Annotated in this window: 12 protein-coding genes; 6 read left to right on the plus strand and 6 right to left on the minus strand. The window is 42.0% G+C overall.

The window, feature by feature from the left end:
• Window positions 1-92: 92 nt before the first annotated feature.
• The 3 genes from MB09_RS01770 (at window position 93) to MB09_RS01780 (ending at window position 4,935) form a co-directional block, all read left to right on the plus strand.
• Window positions 93-2,585 carry a sodium-translocating pyrophosphatase gene (locus tag MB09_RS01770; RefSeq protein ID WP_045079129.1) on the plus strand — a complete coding sequence of 831 codons (2,493 nt, stop codon included), beginning with the start codon at window positions 93-95 and terminating at the stop codon, window positions 2,583-2,585.
• 76 nt (window positions 2,586-2,661) lie between these two features.
• Window positions 2,662-3,927, plus strand: coding sequence for an MgtC/SapB family protein (locus MB09_RS01775; RefSeq protein WP_045079130.1), 1,266 nt, complete (start codon window positions 2,662-2,664; stop codon window positions 3,925-3,927).
• A gap of 6 nt (window positions 3,928-3,933) precedes the next feature.
• On the plus strand, window positions 3,934-4,935 hold the full coding sequence (locus tag MB09_RS01780) for an App1 family protein (protein ID WP_045079131.1): 1,002 nt from the start codon (window positions 3,934-3,936) through the stop codon (window positions 4,933-4,935).
• Here the strand turns inward: MB09_RS01780 and ppk1 are convergent.
• The 3 genes from ppk1 to MB09_RS01795 are packed head-to-tail and all read right to left on the minus strand — an operon-like array spanning window position 4,925 to window position 8,440.
• Entirely contained in the window at window positions 4,925-6,964 is a 2,040-nt protein-coding gene (gene ppk1 / locus MB09_RS01785; RefSeq protein ID WP_045079132.1) for a polyphosphate kinase 1, read from the minus strand. The two genes, MB09_RS01780 and ppk1, sit on opposite strands and share 11 nt — an antisense overlap.
• Window positions 6,965-7,022: 58 nt before the next feature.
• Entirely contained in the window at window positions 7,023-7,637 is a 615-nt protein-coding gene (locus tag MB09_RS01790) for a deoxynucleoside kinase (RefSeq protein ID WP_045079133.1), read from the minus strand.
• 2 nt (window positions 7,638-7,639) lie between these two features.
• Window positions 7,640-8,440, minus strand: a complete 801-nt coding sequence (locus MB09_RS01795) for a hypothetical protein (RefSeq protein ID WP_052671266.1) — start codon at window positions 8,438-8,440, stop codon at window positions 7,640-7,642.
• Between the two features lie 256 nt (window positions 8,441-8,696).
• Between MB09_RS01795 and MB09_RS01800 the strand changes: the two genes are divergently transcribed.
• The 3 genes from MB09_RS01800 (at window position 8,697) to MB09_RS01810 (ending at window position 13,328) form a co-directional block, all read left to right on the plus strand.
• Entirely contained in the window at window positions 8,697-9,572 is an 876-nt protein-coding gene (locus tag MB09_RS01800; protein WP_045079134.1) for a GLPGLI family protein, read from the plus strand.
• Window positions 9,573-9,668: 96 nt separating this feature from the next.
• Window positions 9,669-12,428 (plus strand): TonB-dependent receptor, encoded by a 2,760-nt coding sequence (locus MB09_RS01805; RefSeq protein ID WP_045079135.1) that lies wholly within the window; start codon window positions 9,669-9,671, stop codon window positions 12,426-12,428.
• A 285-nt stretch (window positions 12,429-12,713) separates the two neighbouring features.
• Window positions 12,714-13,328 (plus strand): DUF4230 domain-containing protein, encoded by a 615-nt coding sequence (locus MB09_RS01810; protein ID WP_045079136.1) that lies wholly within the window; start codon window positions 12,714-12,716, stop codon window positions 13,326-13,328.
• On the opposite strand, the gene MB09_RS01815 is transcribed toward MB09_RS01810, so the two are convergent.
• The 3 genes from MB09_RS01815 to MB09_RS01825 form a co-directional block, all read right to left on the minus strand.
• The gene (locus MB09_RS01815; RefSeq protein ID WP_045079137.1) at window positions 13,323-13,649 is read right to left on the minus strand and encodes a thermonuclease family protein; all 327 of its coding nucleotides are present in this window, start codon (window positions 13,647-13,649) and stop codon (window positions 13,323-13,325) included. The genes MB09_RS01810 and MB09_RS01815 overlap by 6 nt on opposite strands.
• Window positions 13,650-13,754: 105 nt before the next feature.
• Window positions 13,755-14,060, minus strand: coding sequence for a rhodanese-like domain-containing protein (locus MB09_RS01820; protein WP_045079138.1), 306 nt, complete (start codon window positions 14,058-14,060; stop codon window positions 13,755-13,757).
• A gap of 41 nt (window positions 14,061-14,101) precedes the next feature.
• Window positions 14,102-15,871, minus strand: coding sequence for an aromatic amino acid hydroxylase (locus MB09_RS01825; protein ID WP_045079139.1), 1,770 nt, complete (start codon window positions 15,869-15,871; stop codon window positions 14,102-14,104).
• Window positions 15,872-15,993: the final 122 nt, after the last annotated feature.

Genomic DNA, 15,993 nt, shown 5'->3' on the forward strand with positions numbered 1-15,993 from the left:
TCACAAACTACGTCATTTTGGTGTTTCGTATCCCAAACCATTTCCCTATTTTTGCAGTCGCAAATTTGAAACCAATCTAAATTAATTAAATAATGGAACAGAACATTATCTTTATTCCTATTGCTCTTGCCGTATTGGGCCTTTTGTTTATGCTCGTTAAAATGAGCTGGGTAAAAAAGCAGCCCGCAGGTAGCGATCGCATGCAGTTTATTTCAAAAAGTATCAAAGAAGGCGCCTTGGCGTTCCTAAATGCAGAATACCGTTTGTTGGTAGTTTTTGCCGTTATTGCCGCAGTACTTTTGTTTGTGGTTTCACAAATGGTTCCGTCCACCAGTTGGATGATTGTGCCCGCCTTTATCTGTGGGGCAATCTTTTCGGCATTGGCCGGAAATATCGGGATGCGTATTGCCACCGATGCCAATGCCCGTACTGCCGAAGCTGCCAAAACCAGTCTTCCGCAGGCACTTAAAGTTTCCTTTGGCGGTGGTACCGTTATGGGGCTTGGCGTTGCCGGACTTGCAGTATTGGGATTGAGCTTGTTTTTCCTTTTCTTTCTTGGCCAATTTATTGGCACCGATCCTTTAAATTTTTATGATGAAATGACCATCGTGCTCGAAGCCCTTGCAGGCTTCTCTTTGGGTGCGGAAAGTATTGCGCTTTTTGCCCGTGTGGGTGGTGGTATCTATACAAAAGCTGCCGACGTAGGTGCTGACCTTGTAGGTAAGGTGGAAGCGGGTATTCCTGAGGATGATCCGCGAAACCCTGCAACCATAGCCGATAACGTGGGTGATAACGTAGGCGACGTAGCGGGAATGGGTGCTGACCTTTTCGGAAGTTATGTGGCCACCGTACTTGCCGCAATGGTATTGGGTAATTACGTAATCCGCGATATGTCCCTTGATATTCCATTTACCGATAATTTTAACAATATGGGGCCTATCCTCTTGCCTGTGGTAATTGCAGGTGTGGGTATTCTTGCCTCTATTATTGGAACCTTCTTCGTAAAAATCAAGAATAATGACGCAAAAGAAGCCCAAGTTCAAAAGGCTTTGGATACCGGAAACTGGGCAGCGATCATCCTAACGCTTATCGCCAGTTGGTTCTTGATAGACTGGATGCTTCCGGACACTATGAATATGAAATTTTTCGGCGAAGGCTATAAAACCATCCCTTCAATAAACGTTTTCTGGGCGGCCTGTATCGGTCTTGCCGTAGGGGCGCTTATTTCCTTCGTAACCGCTTATTATACAAGTCTTGGTAAAAAGCCGGTTCTTGATATTGTGAAAAATTCTTCCACCGGCGCCGCTACCAATATTATTGCAGGTCTTGCCGTAGGTATGAAATCTACCTTTGCTTCCGTGATTCTTTTTGCGGCTGCTATTTACGGATCGTACGAACTTGCTGGTTTTTACGGAGTTGCTTTGGCCGCTTCAGCAATGATGGCTACTACAGCTATGCAGCTTGCTATTGATGCTTTCGGTCCTATTGCCGATAATGCAGGTGGTGTTGCTGAAATGAGCGAACTGGATCCACAGGTGCGTGAGCGTACCGATGTTTTGGATTCCGTTGGAAACACTACGGCTGCCGTTGGGAAAGGTTTCGCAATCGCTTCTGCTGCCTTGACAGCTTTGGCTCTGTTTGCAGCTTATGTAACCTTTACAGGTATTGACGGTATCAATATTTTCCGTGCTGATGTGCTTGCAATGTTGTTCGTGGGTGGGATGATTCCGGTGGTATTCTCTGCAATGGCAATGAAATCTGTTGGAAAGGCCGCTATGGAAATGGTACAGGAGGTACGTCGCCAGTTCCGTGAAATTCCTGGTATAATGGAAGGTACCGGAACTCCGGAATACGCAAAATGTGTGGATATTTCTACCAAAGCTGCCTTGAAGGAAATGTTGCTTCCAGGTTTGCTTACTATTATTACGCCAATAATCATCGGACTCGTATTCGGCGCCGAGCCACTTGGTGGCTATATGGCCGGGGTTTGTGTGAGCGGTGTTATGTGGGCTATTTTCCAAAACAACGCCGGTGGAGCTTGGGATAATGCCAAGAAATCTTTTGAAGCTGGTGTAATGATCAATGGCGAAATGACCTATAAAGGAAGCGACGCGCACAAAGCAGCCGTAACGGGTGATACCGTGGGCGATCCGTTTAAGGATACTTCGGGTCCATCTATGAACATTCTTATTAAGCTTACCTGTTTGGTGGGTCTGGTTATCGCGCCAATCCTCGGAAACCACGGCGATGTGGTTATGGCCTCTGAAACCTCTTCGGAAGAAGTTTACTTTATTGATGCCGAAGGAAACAAGACCATTCTTACCGAAAAGCAAGTGGAATATCTTGAAAATGGGGAAACTAGCACTATTGAAGGAGGGGAAAACCTAAAAAACAAAACTGAAACTGTTGTTGAAATGTTGAAAAACGAAAACAATGATCAAGTAACTGCAAACGTAACTATCATAAGAACCGTTGAAGGTGTTGAAACTACCGAAACCAAAACCTTTACAGGCACCGAAGAAGAAGTTCGCGCTCAGTTGAAGGATGTGGACGGGGTAAAAATAAAAATAAAGGATAAGGAATAATTTCTTTTCTTAAAAATGAAAACCCTGCCAATCGGCAGGGTTTTTTATTTATAAAATTTACTATCTTGGTGCTGCTATGGATTATAACGACATTGTTACATTGGCTATTGCCTTTGGTTTGGGAATGCTGGTAGGCCTCCAAAGGCAGAAAAGCGACCACGAAATGGCTGGTGTACGCACCTTTACCCTCATTTCGATTATGGGGGTTGTTTCTGCATTTTTGGCCCGCGATTTTGACAATCCCTTTATTCTTCCTGTTTTGGGCCTATGTATAACCGCACTTTTGGTAACCGCCAATGTGATAAAACTCAAAAAATTAAATGATACCGATATTGGCCAGACCACGGAAGTTGCCGCCCTGCTTATGTTTGCGGTAGGAGCTTATTTGGTTATGGGCGATAGGATGGTAGCCGTGATTGTAGGAAGTTCTATGGCCATTCTGCTTTATGTTAAAGAACATCTACATAATTTTATCGAAAATCTAAAGGAAAAGGATCTTGCCGCCATCATGACTTTTGTGGGAATTTCCTTGGTAATCCTTCCGCTGTTGCCCGATAAAACCTATGGTCCGCTGGATGTGCTAAACCCACGCAATATTTGGCTTATGGTAACGCTGATTGTTGGTATAAGTGTGGTAGGTTATTTCATCTATAAATTTGTGGGCAAGAAAGTGGGGATTATCTCCAACGGAATCTTAGGTGGCTTAATCAGCAGTACGGCAACCACCGTTAGCTATGCGCGAAAAACTAAGGATGCCGAATCAATTAATAAAATGGCGGCATTTGTAATTACCGCTGCATCGGCCATAGCGTTAGTAAGAGTCTTGGTAGAGGTGGGCGTGGTAATTCCCGAAAAATTGCCGGAAATAGTACTGCCACTTTTAACGGTCTTTATTCTTATGGCGCTGCTTTGCGTTGGTTTGTTTTACATTATCAGTAAAAATGGCGGGGATGAAGAAATGCCCGAGCCCAAAAACCCGGCGCAATTTAAAAGCGCGTTGATATTCGGCTTGCTTTATGGCGGAATTTTATTGGCAGTAGCCTTCACCAAACAGGAATTTGGAAACGAGGCGCTTTATATAGTTGCAATTATAAGCGGTCTCACAGATGTGGATGCCATCACCCTATCCCTTTCACAATTAATGAAAGGTGATGGCCTAAATACTTCCACGGGGTGGCGACTTATTTTGTTGGCATCGCTGTCCAACCTGCTTTTTAAGGGAATTATGGCAGCTGTTTTGGGCACGAAACAATTGGCTAAATGGGTAGGTGTTTCCTTCGGAATAACTATCGCTTTTGGATTATTGGTAATGTGGCTTTGGCCCGAAGGCTGGCATCTATAATTGCGTATGTTCAAAAAAGACCCCATCCAGATTATTACCTTTCGCAGTTACGGCACAGCGAACCATTTATATGTAAAAGGCAGGGCAATACAGGACGAAGGTATCGATTTATCCAAAACGGGATTTTTCAATTTAATTTGGAACAGTTGGAAACGTTTTGAGACGGACAAAGTAAAAAATACCCACTTAATCCTCACCCTTCCCGATGGAAGAAAACTGGAAACCAGTACCGATAACCAAGGCTATTTTTTAATCGATATTACAATAGAAAACCTGCTTTCCCTGACGGATGCCGAAGGTTGGCTTGAATACTCCATTTCTTTCGCAACAGAAATTAAGGGAAGGGAAATTCAACAGAATAATAATTTTAAAGGCGAAATATTAATCCCTTCGGAAGAAGCAAAGTTTGGCGTAGTCAGTGATATTGACGACACCATTCTCCACACGGGACTTACGTCTTTTTTTAAATGGGCAGTAATTAAAAACACCTTTTTTAAAAGAGCTGAAAAGCGTATTCCCTTGGAAGGTGCAGCAGGTTTTTATCATCAATTGCACGATGGGAAGTCAGGCAGCGACTGCAATCCAGTTTTTTACGTAAGCCACAGCCCTTGGAATCTGTACCGTTATTTGGAAGTATTCCTTCAAAAGAATAACTTTCCGAAAGGCTCCATTCTGCTTCGCGATTTCATAAATCCTTTCGGCAAAAAACCGCCAAGGGGCGAAAAACCGCAAAAACAGAAAGAGATTTTGAATATTATGAAAACCTATCCAAAGTTGCCATTTATCTTAATTGGCGACAGCGGGGAGCACGACCCCGATATTTACATCGAAATTGCCGAGGCGCATCCCGAACGTATTCTGGCCCTCTATTTGCGAAACGTAAATCACAAAAGGAAAATGATACGGGTAAAGGGACTCTTTAAGGATTATGAGACCGTGCCCGTACTTTTGGTTGAAAACAGTAAAGCCGCAGTAGTACACGCCCGAGAGATGGGCTTTATTCGGTAAGATTTTTGAAATATTCATAAATCGCAAGTTGCGACTGTACTTTCTTTGCTGAATTTTTTACGTATTCATTCTTTTGTTCGGCATCGATAATTCGGGCTTTTACGTTATCGTTCAGCTCTATATTGATAATATCGCGAATGGTTTTTTTATGGTCTTCATCCAAAATGGGCGTTACCACTTCAATGCGGTGGGTCAAGTTGCGAGTCATCCAATCTGCCGAGCCTATAAAAAGTTGCTCGTCGCCATCATTTCCGAAAATATAAATTCTTCCGTGCTCCAAAAAGCGGTCCACTATACTGGTAATGGAAATATTTTCACTCTGACCTTCTATTCCGGGAACAAGGGAGCACATTCCGCGAATCAATAACCGTACTTCAACCCCTGCATTGCTGGCTTTGTAAAGTTCCTTTATCATTCCCTCGTCCTGCAGACTGTTCATTTTTAGAATAATCAAACCCTTTTTGCCTTCGTTGGCAAGGGCGATTTCCCGTTCCACCAAGGCCGTAAAACGTTCGCGGGTGGTAAATGGCGACACCAATAATTGCTTTGTCTTTGGCACAATCATATCGCGCTCCAAGACCATAAATACTTTCTTAAGGTCCTTGGTTATTTTTTTGTGGGCCGTCATCAATCCAAAATCTGTGTAAAGGGTGGCCGTATTTTCGTTGAAATTGCCAGTGGCAATGTAGGCATAGCGCTTGATTTTTTCTTCAACTTCCCTTTCAATATAAAGTATTTTGGAATGCACCTTAATATCGGGATAACTGTAAATGACCCGCGCTCCATTTTTTCTGAAAATGGCGCCCCATTTTAAATTGTTTTGTTCGTCAAAACGGGCCTTCACCTCAATAAAAACCGATACGTCCTTTCCGTTTTTGGCGGCTAAGGCAATGGCATCGTTCAAATCAGATTCGTCTGCCGCGCGGTAAATTGTGATTTTTATGGTTTTGACCTGTGGGTCATTTGCCGCTTCCTGCATCAGTCTGATTACAGGTTTAAAACTTTGGTAGGGATAGTGCAGCAATTGGCCTTTTTTGTCGATAGCCTCGAAAATCGAATTACAATTTTCCAATACCGGATGGGGAAGTGGCGGCAGCTTTTCATTGGACAGCTTTATCTGCGTGGGGTTGGGGAACTGCATAAAATCCTTAAAATTATGATAGCGCCCGCCCAGGACCACATCGGTATGGGTTACGTCCAGTGCCTTTTTCAGAATTTCCCTGAAATCCTCTGGCATTTCGGGGTCTATTAAAACCCGCGTGGCCTGGCCCGTATCGCGATTGGGAAGGGCGGCTTTTATCTTTTCCATTAAATTACCGGAGAATTCATCCTCGATATACAATTCGGCATCGCGCGAAATTTTAAGGGAATGAAAGGCCGTATCCCTTTTTTCTGAAAATTCCTTCTGAAGGTTGTATTTTAAAATATCGTCAATAAAAGTAATGTGAAATGTTTTGTCGTCCGCCGAAGGGAAAACAAAAAACCGTGGCTCCGTCTCGGGAATTTCCACCATTAAAAATTCATCGTCGGCAGTTTGGGCGGCCAAGTAAAGCCTTTCGTTTTTTACGAATACCGAATGTTGCTCGGTGCAGGGATTGCAGCTTATTTCGGTAATCTGCTTTAGGCTTTCCTCATAATATTTGGTTGCGATTTCCCGCTGTTCTTCCGAAAAATTCTCGTGGCGTATCAAATGTATTCCTTCCGAAGCCAACTGCGGAATTATTTCTTCATTGAAAATTTTTCCGAATTCATTTTGCTGGATATCGACCTGTTTTTTGATTTCCTTTAAAACCTTGTTGGGTTTGGTAATCAGCTTTTTCCGAAGCGGTTTTTCAATGGTTTTTATCTGTCGGATATCGGAAACCCGAACGCGAAAAAATTCATCGAGATTTGATGAAAAAATTGCCAAAAACTTGATGCGCTCATAGAGCGGATTGCGCACGTCTGCCGCTTCCTGCAGAACGCGATGGTTAAAGCGGAGCCAGGAAAGGTCTCGATGGTAAAATTTAGTATTGTAGAGTGATGCCATAGTATAATGGCAAAATAATGGTTTTACGGATAGAATACTGTAAGGGAAACGTTAAGGTTTAAAATAGCCCGTGAAGCTCCGCGTCTATCTTATTGATTACTTGGCCCAAATGCTCGGGATCGTCCACAAAATTTATGTTGTCCACGTCAAAAATAATGAGGTTGCCCTTATCATACCCGTGGATCCACGCTTCGTACCTTTCGTTCAAACGGCTTAGGTAGTCAATGCTGATGGAATTTTCATAATCGCGGCCGCGCTTGTGTATCTGGTTCACCAAATTTGGAATGCTGCTGCGCAAATAGATAAGTAGATCGGGACCTTCGGTAACGCTTTCCATTAAATCGAAAAGCGAGCGGTAGTTTTCAAAATCGCGGTTGGTCATCAAGCCCATGGCGTGCAGATTTGGCGCAAAAATGTAGGCATCTTCGTAAATGGTCCTATCCTGGATTACGTTCTTTCCCTTTTCGCGAATTTCGAGAATCTGGCGAAAGCGGCTGTTCAAAAAGTAGATTTGAAGGTTAAAGGACCAACGCTCCATCTGGTTGTAGAAATCGTCCAAATAGGGGTTGTCCTCCACATCTTCATAATGGGCCTGCCATTTGTAATGTTTTGCCAATAAACGGGTAAGGGTGGTTTTTCCGGAACCTATGTTTCCTGCAATTGCAACGTGCATAGCTATTCTTTCTTTGGGGTGGTTAGTTTAAATTTGCGCAAAATTTCGCCGTCATAAATATACAGGAAATCATTTGTAAGCTGCAAGTCTTTAATGGTTATTTCGGGCAACTTCAGCTGCACGGTGGTATGATCCATTTCCGTATTTCTTCTTGCAAAATCCGGAAGGTAATAAAGCGAGTTTTCTTTTAAGGCGACCAAGTTTTCGTTCTGCTGAATTATTTTTTCGTAGCCTTCCGAAGGTGCCTCATTCAGAATACTTCCGTAAATATTAAAGGCGCGCAATTTTTTTTCGGTCAAAGTGAAGCAATAATTGAAATTACTGGCCTGCGAGAGCAATTTTCCTGGGAAGGGCTGCGAAACCACGGTCTGCAATTTTGAGCCGTAATTATACATTTCCAACTGTTGCGTGTCCACATTAAAGAGCCACAAGCTGTTGCCGCCGGCGTTGGTGGCGGTACTTACGTTCAAAAATTGCGGCAGGTTGTTAAAGTTGATGCGTTCAATCTCATTCAGTTTGTTGTCCAGCATCACCACCGTATTCGTATCCTGAAAAAATACGACCACTTTCAGCGGGTTGATGATATCTACGGAAGTGATCCGCCCCAATTGCAGATCGTTAAAGAGAAAATTACCATCGGGGCCCTGTTTGTGGATTACACTGTCTTTTATGAAATAACTGTTTTTGTAATTATCAAAACCTATAAATCTATCGGCAACAAAAGGAACTTTACTTTCAAGCGTGACGCTTTGGGCAATGCCAAGGTGGCAAACAAGCAATAAAAAGAGGAAAAGCTGTTTCATCTGTGTACGATATTTGAGAAATAGGAAGAAGGAATGCCGCGACATAGATATTCATTTCGTTTACAATTTGTTAATCGGCATTTCATAAAGTTGCAAGTTACAAAATGAAGGTTTTATTTAAACGAAAAATAATGTAACAGATTATAAACTGGGACGTCTTAGTGTTAAGAACGCTATTTGTTCAAACAAATTAAACTATTTTTAAACATTTTGGTCAAAGTGTTTTACTTTTACATTTACCATCAAAATATTATTTATGATACGATATACCCTAATATTCCTATTACTTTTATCATTTAGCATAAACGCCCAAAACATCAGCGGCCAAGCCTTTTACGAATCCAAGACCACGGTAGATATGGACGCTCTTGGCGGCGGCCGTGAAATGAGCGAGGAGATGAAAAAAACCGTCGCCCAAATGATGAAGAGTGCCTTGGAGAAAACCTACATTCTTACTTTCAACAAAGACGAATCCATTTATAAGGAACAGGAAAAGCTGGATGCCGCCCCGATGAATCCCGGTTTTAAGATGATGATGAGCAGCTACACGCCCGGCGCACAGTACAAAAACCTAAAAACGGGACGGATAATTGAGGAAAATGAATTCTTTGGAAAGCAGTTTTTGGTAACAGATTCCATCAAAAGCTTGGATTGGCAAATCACCAAGGAATCCAAGCCCATTGGGCAATACATCGCTTTCAAGGCCACGGCAATCAAAAAGGTGGACCCGAACGATTACAGCATGGCGCGCCCAAAAAAGAAGGACGAAAAAGAAAACGCCGAAATTAAAAAGGATACCGCCCAACCCCAAGACCCGATGGACATGATTGAAATTCCAGAGGAAATTGAGGTAACGGCTTGGTTTACGCCACAAATTCCGGTGAGCAATGGGCCCGGGGAGTACGCAGGTTTACCCGGACTTATTTTGGAATTGAATGTTTACAGAACCACGCTTTTATGTTCCAAAATAGTGATGAATCCAAAAGATTCCGAAAAAATTGAGCCGCCAACGAAGGGCAAAAAGGTAACCCGCGAGGAATACGTAAAAATAGTAAAGGAAAAAACTGAAGAGCTTCGGGAGAATTTTCAGAATAGGGGCGGCAATGGCCGTCGCGGTGGATTTGGGGGGTAATATTAAAACTTCTTCGCGTCCTCTGCGCCTCTGCGGTGTAAATTTTACCGCAAAGACGCAGAGGGCGCAGAGTTTGAAAATAGTTTAAAACATTAAATGAATAGAACACTAATCATCATCTTCTGCATTTTTGGATGTTCCTTGTCCGCCCAAAGCATAAAGGTAAAAGGTACCATCAAGGACAGCATCGGTAATCCGCTGGAATTTGCCAATGTAATCGCATCCGTAAAATCCTCCGGCGCCACGGAATCCTACGGAATTACCAATCATCAAGGCCGGTATCAATTAGACCTTCCCAAAGGAAATACCTACATTTTGCGAGCAAGCTTTCTGGGTTACGAAACCAAGGAGCAAACGGTAAATGTGCCCGCCGACGCCGAAAATATCGACTTAGATTTCATTTTAAATCCGCAAGAAAACCAATTGGACGATGTGGAAATTGTGTATGAAATGCCCGTAACCGTAAAAGGCGATACCATAGTTTACAACGCAGACAGTTTCACAAATGGCGACGAAAGAAAGCTGGGCGACGTGATGAAAAAGCTTCCCGGCGTTGAGGTAAACGACGAAGGCGAAATACAAGTGGAGGGAAAGACCGTTTCAAAAGTAATGGTGGAAGGCAAGGATTTCTTTGACGGCGACAGCAAATTAGCAACCAAAAACATTCCCGCAGATGCCGTGGATAAAGTAGAAGTGCTTCGAAATTATAACGAAGTGGACCAAATGCGCGGCCTCGGAAACGACCGCGACAACGTGGCCATTAACATAAAACTTAAGGAAGGAAAGAAGAATTTCTGGTTTGGGGAAGTTACGGCAGGTGCGGGAATTGCGGATGAATACGGCGAAGAAAACGGCAGGTATTTGGTACACCCAAAACTTTTCTATTACAGTCCGAAGTACAGTATAAACGTGATAACAGATTTCAACAATATTGGCGAAGTGCCTTTTACATTTCGCGATTATTTCAACTTTACGGGCGGGTTTAAAAATTTCAACAAGGGCGGAGGCACCAGTTTTAGGATTAGCGATAGCGACCTTGGCTTTGCGGTTTCACAGAACGACCGCGCAAAAAGTATTGACGCAAAATTTATAGCCGGAAATTTCAGTTATGCTGTGAATGACAAACTCGATATAAGTGGTTTTGGAATTTTGAGCGATAATGAAATGAACATCGTAAACAATTCCATTCGGCAGTTTATTGAAGAGGGAATTACTGAAAACACCAGTACGAATAACGACCAGCGCAACCAATTGGCAATGCTGAAATTGAGCAGTACCTATAAACCGAATGTAAATTTTCAGCTGGATTACGACGCGCTTATCAAAACTTCAAAGCAAACGGAGGACGACGCCACCATTTCAATAGTGGGAGGCAATCAAAACGACATTTCCGAAGTGAAGGAAAACAAGCCTTTTTCCATCAATCAAACGGCGAACGCTTACTATACTTTAAACGACAAAAATATTTTTGCTGCGGAAGTCCAGCATTTATATCAGAACGAAGATCCGTTTTACCAAGCGGTGCAGGACGATGTTCCTTTTCGCGGCGTTTTCACGGAAATAGACGAAATGAATCCCTTCAATAGCGATGCCGATACGTTTGACCCTTTGGAGAAATCGGACCGATATAACATCAACCAAAATAAAACCGTGAAAAGTAACAAGTTGGATGCAAAGGTTGATTATTACTATGTTCTCAACAATGTGAGCAATTTGAATTTTACGCTTGGAACTACCTACAGTAACCAAAATTTCAATTCCGGAATATTTCAGATTTTGGACAACGGCAGCCAAAATGATTTCACCGAGGACGATTTCAACAATGATGTAACCTACACATTTACCGATGCTTTTTTAGGGCTTCACTATAAACTGAAAAGTGGGAAATTCATCTTTAATCCGGGCGTTACGCTTCACAATTACTATCTGAAAAACGAGCAATTGGGCGCCGCTTCCACTCAAAACGATTGGAGAGTTCTGCCCGACGTAAACGTGGTTTTGGAATTGAAGAAAAGTGAAAATCTGCGTTTCAATTATGCAATCACTTCAGAATACAGCGATGTGAACAATTATGCCGAAGCCTATGTTTTCAATAATTACAACCGTCTTTTCCGCGGAAATCGGGAGCTGGAAAATTCGCTTTCGCACAGTTATAATTTAACCTATTTCAGTTTTAATCTTTTCAACTACACCAACATTGGCGGAAATTTAAGTTATACCCGACGCATCGATGCCATCAAGACCGATACGGATTTGGTGGGCATTAGCCAGGTGAGCAGAGCTGTTAATTTTGACAGCAATTTTCCCGACGAAACGTTTTCGGCCTTGGGACGGTTCAGCAAAACAATCAAAAAGGTACAGTTCAAGCTGGATGCGGCCGTTTTCCTGAGCAAGACCAACAATATCATTAACGGGGAAATCCGCGCGAGTAAAAGTTTTACGCAGAATTACAACGCCAGTGTTTTAAGCAATTTCAAAAGCTTTCCAAATTTTGAGGTGGGCTATCGCTTTATGAAAAACGATTACGACAACGGCGGTTCTACCCAGATATTTTTTACAAATCGCCCGTATGCCAACGTGAATATTCGGTTTTTGAAAAACTTCAATCTTTTTGCCGAGTGGGATTATTACAATTATACCAACGAGGCCAAAACGATAGGGAACAGCTACTCTTTCTTTAACGCAAATCTCTATTACCAAAACGGGGATAGTCCTTGGGAATTTTCGGTGCGGGCCACAAATATCCTCGATACCGAATCTATCAACAACGATAGTTTTACGGACCAATTCAACACCACTTCGCAGTATTTCGTGATGCCCCGTATTGTGATGTTTGTTATAAAATATGATTTGTAGTTGAAAACAATTCGCACCTATTTTCAGTAAAATTATATTTAGAAGAAACGGCTGTAATATCAGTAATAATGGTAAGAAAATGTAATATTGCAATATTACTTTTTACCTTCCCATCAAAATAATTTTTAGATCAAATCCGTACGCCACCAATTAAAACATAACCCATATGTCTTTTTGAAAATCCTCCAATCATTGTAAAAGAATCTTTATTTTTGATACGAATTTCCGCAAAGCAAGGCATTTTATGTCTTAAGTCTTATAGCGCAGCGGTCTTAAATCTTTTTTATGCGAAACATCCTTCTCGGAATTGTAATTGCCTTTGTAATCGTCTTCGGCCTGCGGTATTGTGAAAACAAAAAGGAAAACCGTGAAATACTTGAAGCGAATACAGCCCTCATTCAAAAAGAATTGAAAAACGTGGGCAAATTGATTGTTACCGAAGGTGGTTATGCACAGGTTTTTACATATAACGACAGCAAAGATTTAATGTACGGATTATTCGATGCGCGAAAGAAAGCCTTGATTGTTATCAATGCAAAGGCAACAATCGCCTATGATCTAAGTGAAGTGAAAACTGATATTGATGAGACTACAAAGACGGTAACCATTACAAATATTCCCGAGCCGGAGCTTTCCATAAACCCAAACATACAGTATTATGATGTTACCCAAGATTATCTCAACCAGTTCACCGCATCAGATTACAACAAAATAAAAAGCCGGGTTGAAAAATCACTCAAAAAGAAAATTGAAGCTTCAGAATTGCGCACGAATGCTGAAAACAGACTGATTTCCGAACTTCAGAAAATTTATATTCTCACCAACTCGATGGGGTGGACGCTGAAATACAATTCTACCGTAGTTGAAAATGAAGCGGAACTGCAAAAGCTGAAACTATAGCATGTATTCTTTCGCGTGGCCATTCTGTACCAGCCATTGGTTCAAATCTACATCGCCAATGATAATGTTTGCAAGGTAGCGACCGTATTTTTCCTGTTTGTCCTTGTACGAATTGATGGTAACTTCCTTATCCAGAATCATCGCCCGCACAATATCGCGAACCACCAATCCTTTTTCCCGTTCCTCTCCACGAATTTCCGGAGTGTCTATTCCGTAAAGACGAAATTTCATTTGCTGAAAATGGTAAAACCCCAAATCTACCATTGCGGTAATGGTATCTCCGTCATAAACCTCTATAACTTTTGCTTTGTATTGATACATAATTTCAAATTTTTGTTAGTCATTATAAAGCTACAAAAAACTGAAATTCAACACTTTAAAAAATATAGAAATTTTATCCCTCCCTTCGGGAGGTTCAGGGTGGGCTTATAATTTCTTGCTCAAACTAAACCAGCCACCGCCATTCATCGCCTCTATACCGTTGCTTTTTAAAATTCCTGCCGCGCTGGCACTGCGCATGCCGCTTGCACAACAGGCAATTACGGGTTTATTCCATTTTTTTATTTCGCCTATTTTTGAAGAAATATTCTGGAGCGGAATATTTTTCGATCCCGGAATAGCCCCACTTTCATATTCGCCTTTGCTGCGAACATCCACGATTATGGCGCCGCGGCTTTTAAAATCCTGTATTTTCTTAGTCTTATTTCCGAATAAAAAATCAAATAGTCCCATATAATATTTTTTGCCACCCTGAGCGCAGTCGAAGGGTCTTTTTATTTAATAATTTCTTTTGTTTTTGTTTCTAAAAGTTCCAATCCTCCTTCAATCAAATGTGACACTTTTGGTCGCTGTTGCTTCAAATTTAAAAGATGCTTTAAAACTTGTTCAGAAAAATCTGAATCAAATTGTGCAACCAATTCATAAATTTCCAGTGGCAGCAGCCAATCGGTTGGATGATTTTCTTCTAAAATTTTAAAGATTTGCTGAAGTTTTGTCGTATCAATTTCTTCAGAATTACGAATTTCCCGAACCTCTTTGTAAAGAGAATTTAATTCCTTTTCTTTTTCAGATAATTGGGGTCGGATGGTTTCGCGGGTAGCAGTGTGCGTTACCAAATCAAACGAATGATAATCGGCCGCTCCCGCAAAGGCTGAAACAATTTCCTTACCCACGGCCATATCAAAATCGCCCATTTCGGGGGAAAACAACACTTCATTTTTATATTTTACGGTACAGTCTGTAAACTGAATCAGCATCAATTCCCCGCGAAGGTTTCGTATTCCGGTGACGTTCAGGCCTGCAACGGTTATTCCGCTTTCAAATTCAAACGAAATCGGTTTTCCGTCGTAAAAATTATAAGCCTGCAAATCGCGCGGCCCCATATTTTCTATAGCGAGATTGATTCCTTTCAATTTCCCCAAAGGCGAACGGAACCCATTTTTATGGCGGCTCACCCCGTGGCCAATTACTTCTTTTTCACGGTAGGAAAGTGCAGTTTCACCTTCAGTTTCAAAATACACCACCTCATTATCCTCATTTTTTATCATTCTCGAGAAATGGCCGCTAATTTGAAGTCCCGTGCTTATTTCAATAGTCCCGAGCTGTTTGGATTTTATGAGTTTTTTTAAACCTCGCCAACCGCCTTTCCGAACGGCCATGGTGTTTGCAAATTCTTCCAAAACTTCTTGTAAATACGCAAAATCTGGTGTTACATAAAGTTGCGGCTGTGGTTTCGTAATGTCGAAATCTTGATAAGCCGCTTCAATGGAGTAGGGGATTTTCTTCACTTCCTCTTTCATACACCAAACACTTTCGCCAATGGAGGAAAGCAGTCCGGCCCCGTAAATCTTCGGATTTTCAACCGTACCAACCATTCCGTATTCCACGGTCCACCAATGCAGATTTCGAATCAGGGAAATTTCCGAAGGTTTCACTTTTTTATTTTGAAGTTCCTCTACACGGGCTTCGGCGGCGTTTATCAATTCCTTCGAAATCCCTTCGGCTTCCTTTAAAATAGAAAGCTCGCGAACGGCTTCATACATATCAATATCGCGTGCGCTGGAAATTGCTTTGGCGCCCACTTCCCCAAAACGACGCAGATATTCCGCGTAATCGGGACTTGCAATAATGGGAGCGTGGCCTGCGCCTTCGTGAATAATATCGGGCGCTGGCGTGTATTCTATATTTTCAAGTTGGCGGATGTCGCTCGCAATAACCAGCACTTTGTACGCTTGAAATTCCATAAAAGCATTCGGCGGAATAAATCCGTCAACGGCAACGGCAGCCCAGCCAATTTCCTTTAAAATACGGTTCATCCCGTACATGGAAGGAATTTCATCTATGGAAATACCAGTTTTTTTGAGCCCCCCCAAATAACTTTCATGGGCAACCTTTGCCAGATAATCTACATTTTTTCGCATTACATAGCGCCACACCGCTTGGTTTATGGGCGTGTACTGCTCATAGTTTTGCGATTTTATATACTGTTTCAAATGCGGCGGCAACCGGTCCAGCAATTCGTTGGTTTCAATCTTGCTTTCCATAGTTCAAAAGTATAGAATATTAGATTTTTTTCACTATAATAGTGAAATTGATGTAATTTTTTTACATTTGTCATTGACAAAAAACCCACCTGCTCCTGCAGATGGGTCTAATTAAAATACTA

It is taken from the genome of Aequorivita vladivostokensis (genome assembly GCF_000952855.1).
GTDB classification, from domain to species: Bacteria; Bacteroidota; Bacteroidia; order Flavobacteriales; family Flavobacteriaceae; genus Aequorivita; species Aequorivita vladivostokensis.

Bases quoted from the DNA above. Each gene is read 5' to 3' on its own strand.
- MB09_RS01770 (WP_045079129.1), top strand. From the start codon at position 93: ATGGAACAGAACATTATCTTTATTCCTATTGCTCTTGCCGTATTGGGC.
- MB09_RS01775 (WP_045079130.1), top strand. From the start codon at position 2,662: ATGGATTATAACGACATTGTTACATTGGCTATTGCCTTTGGTTTGGGA.
- MB09_RS01780 (WP_045079131.1), top strand. From the start codon at position 3,934: ATGTTCAAAAAAGACCCCATCCAGATTATTACCTTTCGCAGTTACGGC.
- ppk1 (WP_045079132.1), bottom strand. From the start codon at position 6,964: ATGGCATCACTCTACAATACTAAATTTTACCATCGAGACCTTTCCTGG.
- MB09_RS01790 (WP_045079133.1), bottom strand. From the start codon at position 7,637: ATGCACGTTGCAATTGCAGGAAACATAGGTTCCGGAAAAACCACCCTT.
- MB09_RS01795 (WP_052671266.1), bottom strand. From the start codon at position 8,440: ATGAAACAGCTTTTCCTCTTTTTATTGCTTGTTTGCCACCTTGGCATT.
- MB09_RS01800 (WP_045079134.1), top strand. From the start codon at position 8,697: ATGATACGATATACCCTAATATTCCTATTACTTTTATCATTTAGCATA.
- MB09_RS01805 (WP_045079135.1), top strand. From the start codon at position 9,669: ATGAATAGAACACTAATCATCATCTTCTGCATTTTTGGATGTTCCTTG.
- MB09_RS01810 (WP_045079136.1), top strand. From the start codon at position 12,714: ATGCGAAACATCCTTCTCGGAATTGTAATTGCCTTTGTAATCGTCTTC.
- MB09_RS01815 (WP_045079137.1), bottom strand. From the start codon at position 13,649: ATGTATCAATACAAAGCAAAAGTTATAGAGGTTTATGACGGAGATACC.
- MB09_RS01820 (WP_045079138.1), bottom strand. From the start codon at position 14,060: ATGGGACTATTTGATTTTTTATTCGGAAATAAGACTAAGAAAATACAG.
- MB09_RS01825 (WP_045079139.1), bottom strand. From the start codon at position 15,871: ATGGAAAGCAAGATTGAAACCAACGAATTGCTGGACCGGTTGCCGCCG.